Origin of the sequence: Prevotella corporis DSM 18810 = JCM 8529, assembly GCF_000430525.1 — a bacterium.
Lineage (GTDB): Bacteria > Bacteroidota > Bacteroidia > Bacteroidales > Bacteroidaceae > Prevotella > Prevotella corporis.
Map to the genome: position 1 here is coordinate 1 of NZ_AUME01000037.1, position 14,851 is coordinate 14,851.

A 14,851-nucleotide genomic window follows, 5' to 3' on the forward strand; every position below is an offset into this window, starting at 1 on the left:
CCAGATATACTTTCCCGATGGCGTGCTGTTGCGTTTGATTTCACGTGATAGTGTTGACTGACTGATGCCGACGATTGCGGCAATCTCTTTTCTCCCTGTTTTCTTTTGAAGTAAGGCGAAAATTTGCGACCTTTGCTCCGAGATTAATTGATGATACATTTGCAATACAAAGTTAGTTAATCTTTGGGAGACAGCGGTCTCCCTTTTTTTATTTGTATTGCTGGTTGTTTTTTTCCTCGCCGAGAGATGCAGACAACCTCTCGCTACGCTTCGAGAACGTCTGCATCTCTCGGCGAGGGCTACTCTTTTATTGCACTTCGTTTTGGAACTTGCAATCTCACCCTTTGTCGGCCTTTTCTACTATTTGTTTTGCCACCTCATCGGCCTTGTCGGCTGAAGCGGATATATCCGGCGAGGAATCGTCGTCATCGTCGGCTTCCTTGGTGACATATCTCTGCCAATATGCAATGATAAGTGTTGTCAAAGGAAGGGCGACAATCAACCCGATGAAGCCCAAAAGCACTCCCCAGACAGACAAAGACAATAGCAGAATGGCTGGATTCAGCCCCATTGCCTTACCCATTATCTTTGGTGTGACTATCGTATCGCAAATGAGCTGAACGACTATGAATACGATTATCGCTGAAAGGAACACCAGCCAGAAGTTTTGTCCTGTATCGGCCGCCTTTAGGAGGGCGAGCAACGCTGCTGGAATCAAAGCGAAGGTGTGCAGATACGGAACAAGATTGAGAATGCCAATCAAAATACCCATACCGATGGCCATCGGAAAACCAATGATTGTGAACCCAATAGCGAACAACACACCCATTATCAACGACACCATACCCTGACCACGGATATAGTTATTCAGTTCACGCTCAACATCTTGGGCCAGTCCTGACCAGAAGGGACGAACATTCTTTGGGAAAATCTTTATCCACTTCGAAGTAAGCGTCTCATAATCGAGTAATATGAAGAACATATATAATAAGGTGATGAACGATGCGATGATCGAGATTATGACACTCGCTGTCTGGCCGATGACAGAGAACACTTTCGGCATAGCCGTTTTCACAGTGTCGGTAAAATTGCGACTTTTCAAGAATTTCTCTATATCGTATTGATGTTCGTTTACCCACCTTTGAACCAATGCTGACAGACTGTTTGGATCGGCAGTGCTCTGCAAATAGCGCTTTGCTATTGAAATAAATTTGTCGATTTGCTCTATCAAGGGCGGTATGATGAACATGAGAACTCCTGCAAATATCGCAATCACGAAGATCAATGTTACGATGATACTCAATGCCCGAGTAGGAACGTGAAGTTTGTGCTGCACAAATTTCACCGTAGGATGGAGCAAATAGGCAAACAACCATGCTATAAAGAATGGGAGGAGAACTCCCGAAAGTGTTTTTACGATGAAGAAAATGGTCACTATGGCTAATGCCACCAATGCCCAGCGTATGAATTTGTCGAATGTAATGGGTTGCTGCATGGTCTTTTTGTCTTAACGATTCTACTTTATTGTTACTTATTCGCTGGTATGGCCTCTTGTTGGTCGGATTCTATTTGGAGAGTTTTCTGATAACAGTCCCTGCAGAGTGGTTCGTATTCCTCTTGTTCCCCAAGCAATACCCGGTGTTCATTGGCTACCAACCGATGGCTGATGTATGCCAAGGCGCCACATTTCACGCATATAGCATGTACTTTCGTCACTTCGTCAGCTATGGCACAAAGAGCGGGGATAGGTCCAAATGGCACTCCCTTGAAATCCATGTCGAGTCCAGCTATGATGACACGCACACCGTTGTTGGCCAATTGATTGCAGACTTCTGTTAGTCCCTCGTCGAGAAACTGCGCCTCATCAATCCCCACCACATCAATGTTGGACGCAAGCAGTAGAATATTGCCCGACGAGTCGATGGGTGTTGACCGGATTGCATTCTGATCATGGCTCACGACATCCTCTTCCGAATAGCGCGTGTCGATAGAAGGTTTGAATATCTCTACCCTCTGCTTTGCGAACTTGGCACGTTTTAACCGACGGATAAGTTCTTCCGTTTTCCCAGAGAACATACTTCCGCAAATAACTTCAATACGACCTTGGCGGCGGCGTTCGCCATTCAAATTATCCATAGCTATCATAGTAATTGCAAAGATAAAAAAAAACAGATAAATTGATAAACTATAAAAGTTAAAAGTTCTTTGTCAGATCATTTCTCATGGGCCAATTCTAAAACACAACTGCGTCTCTCACACAAATCTAATGAATTATAGAAACTTTTTTCATAGAGTTGAACGAAAGTCAGCATTTAAAACACAAGGCTACATTTCAATCATGATGAAACGTTTCATGTCAATTTCTAACCGCTTGCCACCTTTTGATGGGCCGCCCTCTGACAAAGTTGCCCGTCATGTCTTCGCCAGAACAACAAACATCTGCTTGAAAATCAAACAAAATCTGAGAAGAATCTGACCAATGAATTGGGTTTCATTATAAACTATTACGGATAATCTGACTTTTTCACAAATTTATTATCAAATGTCATACGATGACACATGATATTAAAAAAATCCTAATTTATTTTGAACTTCCATTGAATTGCTATACATTTGCAACACTTATGGGTATTTTATATCTTGTGCCAACGCCTGTCGGAAACATGGAGGACATGACTTTCCGGGCCATCCGAATCCTAAGAGAGGCGGATCTTGTGCTCTGCGAAGACACCAGAACGTCGGGGATTCTGCTGAAGCACTTTGATATCAAGAACCATCTGTTGGCGCACCACAAGTTCAACGAGCATGGCACGACTGCCAACATCGTCGAACGGCTCAAGGCTGGCGAGACCGTAGCTCTCATTTCCGATGCGGGAACTCCAGGTATCAGCGACCCTGGTTTCTTTTTGGCTCGTGAAGCCATAGCAGCGGGAATTACGGTGCAGACCCTCCCTGGAGCGACAGCCATGATTCCGGCTTTGGTTTCGAGTGGCTTTCCTTGCGACAGATTCTGCTTCGAAGGATTTTTACCACAAAAAAAGGGCCGTCAGACCCATCTTGAAAGCCTGTCAGAAGAAACGCGAACCATGATTTTCTATGAGTCTCCTTATAGGGTTCTCAAGACTTTGGAGCAATTTGCCGATGTGTTTGGCAGGGAAAGAAAAGTGAGTTGCTGCAGGGAGATTTCCAAAATACACGAGGAAAGTGTCCGCGGAACCCTTGAAGAAGTGATTGAGCATTTCAAGACGACAGCGCCACGTGGTGAATTTGTCATCGTGGTGGCGGGAAAAGAGAAAATCAAAAAATCAGATAGAGTTAAGAATAAGCTAATAAAACGAAGTGAGGAAAACAATTCTTCAGAATAGAAATAAAAAAATTGACAAAGTATGAAAAAGCTACTTATTTATGCAGCTTGCAGTGTGATGGCACTGGCTTCCTGCAACCAGAACAAGAAACCGACCATTAATCCGGCCGAAATCCAGAACGATTCATTGCGTGCTATCATTGATGCCCGTGATAACGAGGTCAACGACATGATGGCAACCTTGAACCAAATCCAGCAAGGGTTCGCCGAAATCAATGCAGCGGAAAACCGTGTGACATTGGCCAAGGACGGCGAGGGTGCTGACAAGACATCACAGATAAAGGAGAATATCCAGTTTATTGCCCAGCGAATGAAGGAAAACCGTGAATTGATCAAGAAGTTGCAGCAGCAGCTTCAGGAAACAGGCTTCAAGGGCGATGAAATGCGCAAGACACTCGCACAGATGACTTCCCAATTGAAACAGAAAGATGCAGAATTGCGCAAACTCCGCACAGAACTGGAGTCGAAAAACATTCACATCAAGGAGTTGGACGAGACCATAAACGGACTGAATACCGATGTTTCAAACTTGAAGACCGACAAGGAAAACCTTACGACAGAGAAAAAGAATCTTGAGACAGAGAAGCAAAACCTGCAGACAGAGACAAAGCAGAAAAGCGAGACCATCTCAACTCAGGATATGCAGCTGAACACAGGTTGGTATGTGTTCGGTACGAAGCGCGAACTGAAAGACCAGCGCATCCTCGACAATGGACGGGTATTACAGGGCAGTTTCAACAAGAACTACTTCACAAAGATTGACATCCGTTCAACAAAGGAAATCAAGTTGTACAGCAAGAGCGTGAAATTACTCACGGCTCATCCAGGAAGCAGTTATAAACTTACCAAAGATGCAGCCGGCCAGTTTGTCCTTCAGATTTCAGATCCACAAACTTTCTGGAGCACAAGCAAGTACTTGGTTGTTCAGGTAAAATAATAAACAGATTAACGTCAGTCTCAAATGCAAAGCAAGGATTCCACTGTGAGTCCTTGCTTTTTTGGTGGACGACAATCGAAAGTACGGCAACTGATTATTGACGTTGACAGAAATAGAACAGTTTCCTGAAAGACTGCTATGGTTGTGCCAGTCGTTGTTTGCAAAATAATTTTCAATGCCTACTGAAAGCAAAAGCTTTCGAGATTCAAAAGGTCAGCTATCACATTACAAAAGGTCAGCTATCGCATGGCGAAAGCTGACCTTTCATAATTCACGAGTAATCTTGCTATTTTTCAAACAGTTACAAACTTAGCGACAGAAGCTAAGATGTAAAAATATTTCATGATGTTTTTCTCACTCCGTTCGTCAATGAGAAAGACTTTAAGACTTCAACTCTGGATATTGGATGCGGGTGTGATACATGGCCTTCAGTCGGTCGATGAGGACCATTTTCGCCGTAGTGATATCGTGGAAGGTGATGGGGCAATCGGTAAAGAATCCCTCTGTCACCTGACCGTCTATCAGTTTGTTGACCAAATTGCTGATGCTCTCTTCGGTATATTCAGACAACGAACGCGAGGCGGCCTCAATAGTGTCGCTCATCATCAATATAGCTTGCTCGCGAGTCGTTGGATTGGGTCCTGGATAGCGGAATGGTGCTTCATCGACTTCCTCATCAGGATGTTCATTCTTGTAGTTGATATAGAAATATTTCACCAATCCTGTACCATGATGGGTGGCTATGAATTCCTTGATGACTTTGGGTAGGTCGTATTTTTCGGCCAGTCGGAGGCCCTCTGTCACATGGTTGATGATGATTTTGGCACTCTCCAAGTCTGAAATCTTGTCGTGCGGATTGACTCCAGCCTGATTTTCGGTAAAGAACACAGGATTGGCCATCTTCCCTATGTCATGGTAGAGAGCACCCGTCCTCACCAACTGGCTCTTCGCCCTGATCTTTCGTGCAATCTCTGTGGCGAGATTACCCACGGTGATTGAGTGTTGGAAAGTTCCTGGCGCAAGTTCGCTAAGCTTTAGAAGCAGTTCGTTGTTGGTGTTCGACAATTCAAAGAGCGTCACCACCGACACGAAGCCGAAGGTTTTCTCAATGACGAGCATCAACGGATAGGTGAAGAGCAGGAAGAAGCCATTGATCAGGAAATGATAGTACATGGAACGGTCGAGCTGTGAGAAGCTGTCGGACTGTATTAGCTGAATGGCAAGATAGATAGCGGCCGACCCTGCGGTGACAAGTATGGCTGTCAAGAAGATCTGGCTGCGCTTCGAGAGTTCTCGGAGCGAGAAAATGGCTATCAGTCCCGCAACAAGCTGTACGATGATGAACTCGTACTGGTATTTCACTGCCACCGAACAGATGAGAATCATAGTCACATGGAAGATGAATGATGTCCGGGAGTCCATGAATACATGCACGAAAATCGGGGCCATGGCAAACGGAATAATATAGACACTTAGTATATTGCGATCTATCAGCACCGATGTCAGAATGGGGAAGATTATCATCATTGCATAAAGCAAAGATAATGAACGGGGCTTCTCGAAGTACTCCCTTCTGAACATTACAAGATAGAGAGTGAAAAGGGCAATGAGGATAAAGGTGTAAATGCTCTGCCCGATGATAGTGGATGTGATTTTATCTTTCGAATCGTTTCGTTTCTCCATCGCTTGCTCAAACGAGTTGAGCACTCGGTAAGTCTTTGCATCCACAATATCACCACGATCGATGATTCTCTGTCCCTCCAGCACAATGCCCGATGCCTGAGGAATGAGACTGAGCATGTCGTTCATCTCGCTTTCACTGCGGTCCTTGTCGTAGATGAGGTTCGCCTCTATATATTCATTGAGGTTGCACCGCTGCAATTCGTTGCGTTTGGGCCCCAGAAGAGGGTCGGTAAAGAGGTTCTCGTATGCCCCCAGCGTCGTGTATATCTTGCTCACGGGCTCGCTAATGGCTTGTTTTCCAGCAACAACGTGGATGATGTTTCCACTATCTTTGAGCAACGTGCTGAACTGATCGGTATTGACGATGCCCGCTTGGTAAAGTTCGTGCAGACGATTTGCCACGGCATCGACATACTGTGGTGGCAAATTGGGTATTCCTCCCTTGTAGGCCGCCCGGAACTGGTCTATATTCTTCTTCTCAATGCTCGGACTTAGGTTGAAGTAAGGGCTGAAATTCTTCATGATCGAGTCACGCTCATTTTTCAGAGCCTCATCTGTTTTGAAAATAGGGAAGTCGAATTTGGCAATGAGTTGTCCATACATCCACGGCTTACCTTCGTCGTAGTGGAACATTTTCCCAGTGGTTCGAGGCAAGAAGAGCACTATCAGAACAGCAGTAATCAGCACAAGAAGAACCCTCAAAGCGAGATTCCGCCAGTAATGTTTTCGTTTATTATTTATTTTTTTCATATTCTTGGGTATATTCATTAATTTGTTCAGTATGCGAAAATACAAAAAAAATAGCGTATAGTCGAAAAAAAAGAGTAATTTTGCAAAAAAATAGAATCACAGCAATGTCAGAAAGAAAAGTCAGGGTACGTTTTGCACCTAGTCCTACTGGACCTTTACACATTGGCGGTGTACGTACCGCGCTTTACAACTACCTCTTTGCACGTCAGCATGGTGGCGAATTGGTCTTTCGTATTGAGGATACCGATTCGCATCGCTATGTTCCTGGAGCGGAAGAGTATATTCTCGAATCCTTCAAATGGCTTGGCATCAAGTTCGATGAGGGAGTTAGTTTCGGAGGAAATCATGGCCCTTATCGTCAAAGCGAGCGCCGGGAGATTTACCGGAAATACGTAGATATTCTCCTGAGTTCAGGCAAGGCCTATGTTGCCTTTGACACGCCAGAAGAATTGGAGGCCAAGCGCAAGGAAATAAACAACTTCCAGTATGACTCTCATACCCGAATGCAGATGCGTAACTCGCTGACACTTTCAAAAGAAGAGGTGGACCAATTGATGGACGACGGTCAGCAATATGTAGTTCGCTTCAAGGTAGAGTCCGGAATGGACGTCCATGTCGATGATATGATTCGTGGCGACGTTTGCATTAAGAGTGATATTCTCGATGACAAGGTACTCTATAAGAGTGCCGATGAATTGCCAACCTATCATCTTGCCAACATTGTTGATGACCATTTGATGGAAATCAGCCATGTCATCCGTGGCGAGGAATGGCTGCCCAGCGCACCGCTTCACGTTCTACTCTACCGTGCTTTTGGATGGGAGGACACAATGCCACGCTTTGCACATCTGCCGCTGTTGCTGAAACCTGAGGGAAAAGGCAAACTGAGCAAACGCGATGGCGACCGTCTTGGATTTCCAGTGTTCCCATTGGAGTGGAAAGACCCCAAGACAGAGGAAATAAGTTCTGGATTTAGAGAAAGCGGATACTTCCCAGAGGCTGTCATCAACTTCCTCGCTCTGCTGGGATGGAATCCAGGTACTGAGCAAGAGCTTTTCACTCTTGACGAATTGGTTCAGGTTTTCGACATAACGAAATGCTCAAGGAGCGGTGCGAAGTTCGATTATCAGAAGGGAATATGGTTCAACCATGAGTATATTTTGAAGAAAAGCGACGCAGAGATAGCCAAACAGTTTGCCCCCATCGTGGCAAACAACGGAGTTGATGCTACAATGGAGAGGGTACAGACGGTTGTCCACTTGATGAAGGACCGCGTAAACTTTGTGCAGGAATTATGGCCACTGTGCTCTTTCTTCTTCATAGCTCCCACAGAATATGACGAAAAGACCGTTAAGAAACGTTGGAAAGATTATTCTGGCCAACAGATGGCTGAGCTATCAAAAGTGTTGGGTGACATAGAAGACTTCTCTATTGAGGGACAGGAACCCATCGTTATGAAATGGGTCGAAGATAAGGGATACAAACTGGGCGATGTGATGAACGCTTTCCGGCTTGCACTTGTAGGAATAGGTAAAGGACCTGGCATGTTCGACATCTCTTCGTTCCTCGGAAAAGAAGAAACCTTGAGACGTCTTCATACGGCTATTGAAATCTTGGGATAAGTATGCATAGCCCCCAAAATTAGGACGATAAAAAGACCAGTGATGATTTACAACCTAATCATGTACGCAATACAATCGTGTATTGCCATTTACAGCAACTTCAACGAAAAGACGAGGAAGATGTGGTGTGGCGAGAAGGCTGCTTTCGACGTGCTTCGGGCCAATGTCGATACACAAGCCAAGTACATTTGGTTTCATGCTGCCTCATTGGGGGAATTTGAACAGGGACGCCCTTTGATCGAACAGATCAGGAAAGAATATCCACAATACAAGATTCTGCTGACCTTCTTCTCTCCTTCAGGCTATGAAGTGCAGAAGAATTACAAGGGCGCAGATATCGTAACGTACTTGCCCATTGACACTGTGACCAATGCTCGCCGCTTCTTGCGTACCATCCGTCCAGTGATGGCATTCTTTATCAAGTACGAATTTTGGTACAACTATTTGCACATACTGCGTCATCGCGGTGTTCCCGTCTATAGTGTGTCAAGCATTTTCCGTCCCGACCAGGTGTTTTTCAAATGGTATGGATGGGAGTACGCACATGTTTTGAAGTGCTTCAGCCACTTCTTCGTACAGAATGAGGAAAGCAAAAGACTGCTTGAGGGCATAGGAGTAAAGGACACTATGGTTGTGGGAGATACCCGTTTCGACCGTGTTTTGCAAATCAAAGAAGCCTGTAAGAATCTCCCCTTAGTCGAAAAGTTTGTGGGAACAAGGCTTGGGAGTCCTGTAAACGGAGCACGGCAAAGGCGTGTTTTCGTAGCCGGATCTTCATGGTTGCCCGACGAAGAGATATTCCTTAAATACTTTAATGAACATAAGGATTGGAAATTAATCATCGCTCCGCATGTTATTGACGAGGATCATCTCAAACAGATTCAGGAATTAATTAAAGACAGGAAAGTGATCAGATACACAAAAGGCAACGAAGAGAATGTCGAAGATGCTGAAGTACTGATTATTGACTGCTTCGGATTGCTGTCATCGGTTTACCATTATGGCGACATCGCTTACGTCGGAGGTGGTTTTGGAGCGGGGATTCACAACGTTCTCGAAGCTGCCGTATGGCAAATGCCCGTTATTTTCGGTCCTAACAACAAGCATTTTGACGAAGCCCAGGGCCTATTGAAGTCCGGTGGTGGATTTGAGATAACTGATGACGAGTCGTTCCGCAAAATTATGGATGACCTATCATCAGATTCTCTCCTCATGAAGGAGTGCGGCAGCAAAGCCTCTACTTTTGTTCAGAGCCTATCTGGCGCCACGGAGAAAATATTATCAAGTATTGAATTATGAAATATCAGATTACGTGCGATAACTGTGGAACTCAGTTTATCATAGAGGCGGCGCAAGGACAGACGGTAGAATGCAAATGTCCGCACTGCCACGGTGTGATGGACATTACCCTACCTCTCGTCACCAGTGCGTGTCAGTATGGTGAGCAGCCGGTAAAAAACATTCAGAGCGGCAACTTCCGTCCACAGCCAATGAGCAAATCTTCAGGACCAGAGAAGGCTGACCACACCGTTCTTATCGGAGTTATCGCTGGCCTCGTGTTGGTTGGTCTGGCAATAGGTGCTTATTTCCTGTTCGGTCAGAAGCATGAGCCGACAGAACCTGACCCCACATCAGCCGTAGTGGACACAATACCCTATCAAATCGAAACTGAGCCGACTTACGAGCCACCCATTGACACGGCGGTAGTTCCTTCTGCACCAGAGGATATTGAGCAAGTGCAAACACAAGAAGAACATCACGTTACTGATACAGCAAGTACGAAACCCTCATCAGAAGAGGATACCAAGATCGATGCTACACCAAAAGACAATGAGACAACAGATATCAATCAGTAAAATCAGAAAGATAATAAATGGGAAAAGTAATATTGACGGGTGACCGTCCCACAGGAAAGCTTCATTTAGGACATTACATAGGCTCGCTTCGCCGTCGTGTGGAGCTGCAGAATGCTGGCGATTACGACAAGATGTATGTCTTTATGGCCGACGTTCAGGCATTGACCGACAATGCAGACAACCCTGAGAAGATACGCCAGAATATCATTGAAGTAGCCTTGGACTATCTCTCAGCTGGGCTCGACCCACAGAAGTGCATCCTTTACATACAGAGTCAGATTCCAGAGCTGCCAGAACTGACAACCTATATGATGAATCTCGTATCCGTCAGCCGAGTTCAGCGCAACCCGACAGTGAAGACCGAAATCAAGATGCGAAACTTCGAGGCAAACATCCCCATGGGATTCTTCAGCTATCCCGTATCTCAGGCAGCCGACATCGCAGCGTTCAAGGCCACAACCGTACCTGCTGGCGAAGATCAGGAGCCCATGCTTGAGCTGACCCGTGAGATAGTGCGCCGCTTCAATCAGGTTTATGCGCCAGTACTTGTGGAGCCAAGCATCATGTTGCCTGAGAACGCTGTTTGTCGCCGTCTTCCAGGAACCGACGGCAAGGAGAAGATGAGCAAGAGCCTCGGCAACTGCATCTACCTGTCTGACGATGCCGACACCGTTTGGACGAAAGTCAAGAGCATGTACACCGATCCTACCCATCTGAACGTTTCCGATCCCGGACATGTTGAGGGCAATGCCGTGTTCACTTATCTTGACGCTTTCTCTACCGATGCTGACTTTGCGGAGTTCTGGCCGGAGTTCCAGAATCTTGATGAGCTGAAGGCGGCCTACACAGCCGGTGGCATCGGCGACATGAAGTGCAAGAAGTTACTCAACAATGTCTTGAACAAGATGTTAGAACCTATCCGTGTTCGCCGTCATGAGTTCGAGCAAGACATTCCCGAAATTTACAATATATTGAAAAAAGGCTCAGAGGTGGCACGTGCAGCAGCGGCCCAGACGATGGATGAGGTGCGCGCAGCCATGCGAATCAATTACTTTGACGACGAAGAATTGATAAGAAGCCAAGCCGAAAGATTCAAGAAATAAACAGACAACGTCCATCTTCCTTATCAGAAGGAGATGGACGTTTTTTCATATCTGATGAGCTCTATGCTCACTTCAGCACATCGACCATTCGCTTTAAGCCCTCTATTAACGTTGCACGCGGACAGGCTATGTTGATTCTGACATAGCCCTCGCCAGTCGTCTGCCCATACATCGTACCGCTATTCACTTGCACTCTCCCCTCTTTCAGGAGTTTTTCGGTCACCTCGTCGGAGGTCAGACCCGATGGCCTAACATCCACCCATACCAGATAAGTGCCCTCCAAGCGCATGACCTCATACTGCGGAAGTTCTTTTGCGAAGGTGTCGCACAGCAATTGATAGTTGGCAAACAGATATTCGTTGAGTTCATCCATCCAATTCTCACTGTCATTGTAGGCGGCTTCCAAAGCAACAGGACCGAAGGGATTGACATCGCACACCTCAAATATGTTGATGGCACGGTCGATACGTCTGCGCCAAACTGGATTGGCACAGACAATGTTGGCAATCTGTAAGCCAGCGATATTGAAATTCTTGGTAGGAGAATTTAATGTCACACCGTTGGTCTTGCAATCTTCGTTCACAGCGGCAAACGGGGTGAACTTGTTGCCTGGCATGACCAGCTCACAATGAATCTCATCGCTGACAACGGCTACACGATGGCGTAAGCAAATCTCATTCATCCGTGCCAGCTCTGCTTCCGTCCACACACGTCCGCTTGGGTTGTGGGGGTTGCAAAGCAAGAAAACGGTTGTCTTTTCGTCGGCACATTTCCTTTCGAAGTCATCCCAATCCACTACATAGGAATTGCCATTGCGTTTGAGCGGGTTCTCCAATATCTGACAGCCCTGATTCTTTATGCTTGAGAAAAAACAGTTATAGACAGGTGTCTGTATCAGCACTTGCTCGCCTGGCATGGTCAAAGCCTTGATGGCGGCGCTGATTGCTGGAATGACGCCAGTTGTATAGATAATCCATTCCCTGTCGATCGTCCACCCGTGGCGACGCTTAAACCAACTTGTGATGGCACGGTAATAGCTGTCTGGCACAATGGTGTAACCATAGACACCATGTTTTGCCCGTGCTTCCACCGCCTTTCTGATGGCTGGCGCAGCGGGAAAATCCATATCGGCCACCCACATCGGAATGATTCCGTCTTCGTTTTCAACATCCCACTTCACACAGTTTGTGCCTCGGCGGTTGACAATCTCGTCAAAATTGTAGTTTTCCATATCCTACCTATGATTAAATGCCCAATTATCCGCGTTCCTCAATCACGCAATTCTTGCCCCTTGCGAACTCGTCGTAAGTGATCTTACCTATCTTGTCAGCAACGATCTTACCCGAAACCGGATTCTTTATCTCTGTAATTGCCCCCTTAATAGTGGCGTTGATATTTCGGCTATCCTCAAAAACCCTGTCGCACCCTACATCGAAGGTGCAGTCTTCGAGCGTAATCCCATCAAGATAGCACAACGGTTGCTCACCGTTGATGTGGCAACGCACCAACCGCACGTTCTTACTGTGCCATGCAAGGTATTCGCCGTTGAGCTCAGAGTCATAAACCGTCACGTTCTCGCATTCCCAAAATGAGTCCTTGGTTGTTATCTTGGCATTGTGCACCTCTACATTCTGACAATACTGGAACACGTATTTGGCATCAGAAACCAATCCGTCAACATAGATATTCTTTGAAAACATGAAGGGATAAGTACCCTCGTGCAGCTCCACGTTCTTGATTTTGAGACCGTCAACTTTCCAAAAGGTCTCGTCGGCATCGTTAATCTTCACGTTTTCCAACTCTAAATTCTTCATTTCTCTAAAGAATTTCGGTCCGTCGATGACGCTATCGCGCATCACCATGTCAGTGACGTACCAAATAGCAGAACGCGAACCCACTGCAAAATAGCAGTTGGTAATGACGCTCTTGTCAACGTGCCACCAAGGATATTTACCGTAAAATCGAGAATTGTCGCACTCAAGATTCTCACAACACTTGATACCCGATTCGCCATCGACAATCTCAATGTTTTCCAAACGCACGTTCTTTACACCGAACAGAGGTCGCTCGCCTCCGAATTTCTTGTCTTTTATGATTTCCATATAGTAAGTTTTCTATTATTTTAATCCTTTTCTTTCGTCAGTTTGAAAATAAACAGGTTTCCCAAATAAACAAGATAAGTCCTGATTTTTCTGCTTTCAATTTTCCATACCTATTTATATAGGAATAACAAAGACAGTGCCAAAACTCCTATTTATTCAACTTAATTGCGATTTTGTAGTATTCAGCAAAAGTAGGATGACGTTTTTAATGCGTCGGCACAACCACCGTTTCCCGAAGCTCATCTATTGCATCGCGATAGATGAGCTTTCGCATGGCAAAAGGTAAGCTTTCTGGTCACAAAAGGTCACCTTTTGTAACACAATGGATATCTGACTGATTACCAATCATTTACAAATTTATTAGCAATGGGCATATTTTTCAAGTTACTTGTCATTGGTTTTAAAATTGCAGACATACCCCATTGATACCAAAACAGCCATTCAATAGGAATGAATGGCTGTTGGGGTGAAAATGACTGATGGTTAGAAGAGTTGCGCTATCTTTTCCGCACAGCTGCCTTCGTAGAAATTTATTTTGGTAACGGGCTCATACCGCAGACGGTCGTAGCGATATAGCCGGAACACTGCAAACTGCTTGTCGTCGGACACTCCGCCTTCGAGCAGATAATTGCCAAGGCCCGTCTCCTGAAATTGCTCTGACTCTTTCAAATTGCTTTCCAACCGGTCGGCGGCGATAGCCAAAACCTTCTCTATCCGCATGCCGACCTCGGCAGTGTACTCTTTCTTGAGGAACTTGATGGTGCTCTGTGTGTTGTTATAGACTGCCTTCTTGCTGAAGAATGATTTCCTAATTGATATACGTGGGTCACTTGAGAGTGCACCGCGCATCTCCAGACTATTGATATTTGCCATAATATAAAAATGTGTCTGTTGAATAAAATATTGATAAATTGTACTTTATGTCACGACAAAAGTGTGACAAAAACCAACAATTCAACAAAGCAAACGCCTTAAACGGAAAACAAAATATTCCGCCGAAGGCATCGACATTATCGCACTTGTAGGAGTTGACTGCAAGCCAGGATAATGGTTATGGAACGCATTTTTAAAGGTGAATGACTGAAAATGGCGACTTGTCTGTTCGCCAGATGCCAACGGGTGGATGGAAACGATCCGCTCCGGGCGTGAATTACAAATGCGGAGAAGCTGCGAAGAGTCTGTGAATGTGGCTTGATGTGTGTCGTGGCTCTGACTGAACGAAAGCCAACGGGCTGTCAAATCACGATCCTCACCGTTGGCTGTCGAGGCATCCGCCTGCTGAATGGCAGTAAATGCCATCAGCAAAAAGAAGAGAACTATATATGCCCAACGATGCTTCATCTTTTATTTCTAATGCTGCAAAGATAAATTAAATTATTGACAGACAAGAAAAAACAGACTTATTTTACTGCTGTTGGTTGAAAACTTTGTACT

Annotated in this window: 14 protein-coding genes; 6 read left to right on the forward strand and 8 right to left on the reverse strand. The window is 45.5% G+C overall.

Annotation, left to right across the window (positions count from 1 at the left end; genetic code table 11):
• The 3 genes from H515_RS13185 to H515_RS0107665 form a co-directional block, all read right to left on the reverse strand.
• A partial coding sequence (locus H515_RS13185; protein ID WP_036891600.1) for a helix-turn-helix domain-containing protein occupies positions 1–159 on the reverse strand: 159 nt, incomplete at its 3' end.
• 178 nt (positions 160–337) lie between these two features.
• The gene (locus tag H515_RS13190; RefSeq protein WP_051274715.1) at positions 338–1,495 is read right to left on the reverse strand and encodes an AI-2E family transporter; all 1,158 of its coding nucleotides are present in this window, start codon (positions 1,493–1,495) and stop codon (positions 338–340) included.
• Between the two features lie 32 nt (positions 1,496–1,527).
• Positions 1,528–2,145, reverse strand: a complete 618-nt coding sequence (locus H515_RS0107665) for a thymidine kinase (protein WP_028901804.1) — start codon at positions 2,143–2,145, stop codon at positions 1,528–1,530.
• Positions 2,146–2,624: 479 nt separating this feature from the next.
• Here H515_RS0107665 and rsmI point away from each other — a divergent pair, with 479 nt between their 5' ends.
• Together rsmI and H515_RS0107675 are read left to right on the forward strand one after the other, a co-directional pair.
• Positions 2,625–3,365 carry a 16S rRNA (cytidine(1402)-2'-O)-methyltransferase gene (gene rsmI, locus H515_RS0107670; RefSeq protein ID WP_025877034.1) on the forward strand — a complete coding sequence of 247 codons (741 nt, stop codon included), beginning with the start codon at positions 2,625–2,627 and terminating at the stop codon, positions 3,363–3,365.
• A gap of 21 nt (positions 3,366–3,386) precedes the next feature.
• Positions 3,387–4,301: a Cbp1 family collagen-binding glycoprotein adhesin gene (locus H515_RS0107675; protein ID WP_025877035.1), complete on the forward strand. Its 915-nt coding sequence runs from the start codon at positions 3,387–3,389 to the stop codon at positions 4,299–4,301.
• A 381-nt stretch (positions 4,302–4,682) separates the two neighbouring features.
• On the opposite strand, the gene H515_RS0107680 is transcribed toward H515_RS0107675, so the two are convergent.
• The gene (locus H515_RS0107680) at positions 4,683–6,734 is read right to left on the reverse strand and encodes an HD family phosphohydrolase (protein WP_025877037.1); all 2,052 of its coding nucleotides are present in this window, start codon (positions 6,732–6,734) and stop codon (positions 4,683–4,685) included.
• A 104-nt stretch (positions 6,735–6,838) separates the two neighbouring features.
• Here H515_RS0107680 and gltX point away from each other — a divergent pair, with 104 nt between their 5' ends.
• The 4 genes from gltX to trpS are packed head-to-tail and all read left to right on the forward strand — an operon-like array spanning position 6,839 to position 11,315.
• A complete protein-coding gene (gltX, locus tag H515_RS0107685) occupies positions 6,839–8,356 on the forward strand; it encodes a glutamate--tRNA ligase (RefSeq protein WP_025877039.1) in 1,518 nt (505 codons plus the stop codon).
• Positions 8,357–8,398: 42 nt separating this feature from the next.
• Positions 8,399–9,655 carry a 3-deoxy-D-manno-octulosonic acid transferase gene (locus H515_RS0107690; RefSeq protein WP_036890890.1) on the forward strand — a complete coding sequence of 419 codons (1,257 nt, stop codon included), beginning with the start codon at positions 8,399–8,401 and terminating at the stop codon, positions 9,653–9,655.
• A complete protein-coding gene (locus H515_RS13195) occupies positions 9,652–10,212 on the forward strand; it encodes a zinc ribbon domain-containing protein (RefSeq protein ID WP_025877043.1) in 561 nt (186 codons plus the stop codon). The genes H515_RS0107690 and H515_RS13195 overlap by 4 nt, the downstream gene beginning before the upstream one ends.
• A 17-nt stretch (positions 10,213–10,229) precedes the next feature.
• Positions 10,230–11,315 carry a tryptophan--tRNA ligase gene (gene trpS, locus H515_RS0107700; RefSeq protein WP_025877045.1) on the forward strand — a complete coding sequence of 362 codons (1,086 nt, stop codon included), beginning with the start codon at positions 10,230–10,232 and terminating at the stop codon, positions 11,313–11,315.
• A 67-nt stretch (positions 11,316–11,382) separates the two neighbouring features.
• Here trpS and H515_RS0107705 read toward each other — a convergent pair whose 3' ends face one another.
• From H515_RS0107705 to H515_RS0107720, 4 genes are all read right to left on the reverse strand, one after another.
• Complete coding sequence (locus H515_RS0107705; RefSeq protein WP_025877047.1) at positions 11,383–12,546, reverse strand: MalY/PatB family protein; 1,164 nt, start codon at positions 12,544–12,546, stop codon at positions 11,383–11,385.
• Positions 12,547–12,571: 25 nt separating this feature from the next.
• Positions 12,572–13,417: a DUF3737 family protein gene (locus tag H515_RS0107710; RefSeq protein ID WP_025877048.1), complete on the reverse strand. Its 846-nt coding sequence runs from the start codon at positions 13,415–13,417 to the stop codon at positions 12,572–12,574.
• A gap of 483 nt (positions 13,418–13,900) precedes the next feature.
• A complete protein-coding gene (locus tag H515_RS0107715; RefSeq protein WP_025877050.1) occupies positions 13,901–14,290 on the reverse strand; it encodes a hypothetical protein in 390 nt (129 codons plus the stop codon).
• 81 nt (positions 14,291–14,371) lie between these two features.
• Positions 14,372–14,758, reverse strand: a complete 387-nt coding sequence (locus H515_RS0107720) for a hypothetical protein (RefSeq protein WP_025877052.1) — start codon at positions 14,756–14,758, stop codon at positions 14,372–14,374.
• Between the last annotated feature and the right edge of the window lie 93 nt (positions 14,759–14,851).

Excerpts from the sequence above, each read along its gene's own strand:
- H515_RS0107675 (WP_025877035.1), top strand. The coding sequence starts at position 3,387 with ATGAAAAAGCTACTTATTTATGCAGCTTGCAGTGTGATGGCACTGGCT.
- H515_RS13195 (WP_025877043.1), top strand. The coding sequence starts at position 9,652 with ATGAAATATCAGATTACGTGCGATAACTGTGGAACTCAGTTTATCATA.
- H515_RS0107705 (WP_025877047.1), bottom strand. The coding sequence starts at position 12,546 with ATGGAAAACTACAATTTTGACGAGATTGTCAACCGCCGAGGCACAAAC.
- gltX (WP_025877039.1), top strand. The coding sequence starts at position 6,839 with ATGTCAGAAAGAAAAGTCAGGGTACGTTTTGCACCTAGTCCTACTGGA.
- trpS (WP_025877045.1), top strand. The coding sequence starts at position 10,230 with ATGGGAAAAGTAATATTGACGGGTGACCGTCCCACAGGAAAGCTTCAT.
- rsmI (WP_025877034.1), top strand. The coding sequence starts at position 2,625 with ATGGGTATTTTATATCTTGTGCCAACGCCTGTCGGAAACATGGAGGAC.
- H515_RS0107710 (WP_025877048.1), bottom strand. The coding sequence starts at position 13,417 with ATGGAAATCATAAAAGACAAGAAATTCGGAGGCGAGCGACCTCTGTTC.
- H515_RS13190 (WP_051274715.1), bottom strand. The coding sequence starts at position 1,495 with ATGCAGCAACCCATTACATTCGACAAATTCATACGCTGGGCATTGGTG.
- H515_RS0107690 (WP_036890890.1), top strand. The coding sequence starts at position 8,399 with ATGATTTACAACCTAATCATGTACGCAATACAATCGTGTATTGCCATT.
- H515_RS0107715 (WP_025877050.1), bottom strand. The coding sequence starts at position 14,290 with ATGGCAAATATCAATAGTCTGGAGATGCGCGGTGCACTCTCAAGTGAC.
- H515_RS0107680 (WP_025877037.1), bottom strand. The coding sequence starts at position 6,734 with ATGAAAAAAATAAATAATAAACGAAAACATTACTGGCGGAATCTCGCT.
- H515_RS0107665 (WP_028901804.1), bottom strand. The coding sequence starts at position 2,145 with ATGATAGCTATGGATAATTTGAATGGCGAACGCCGCCGCCAAGGTCGT.
- H515_RS0107720 (WP_025877052.1), bottom strand. The coding sequence starts at position 14,758 with ATGAAGCATCGTTGGGCATATATAGTTCTCTTCTTTTTGCTGATGGCA.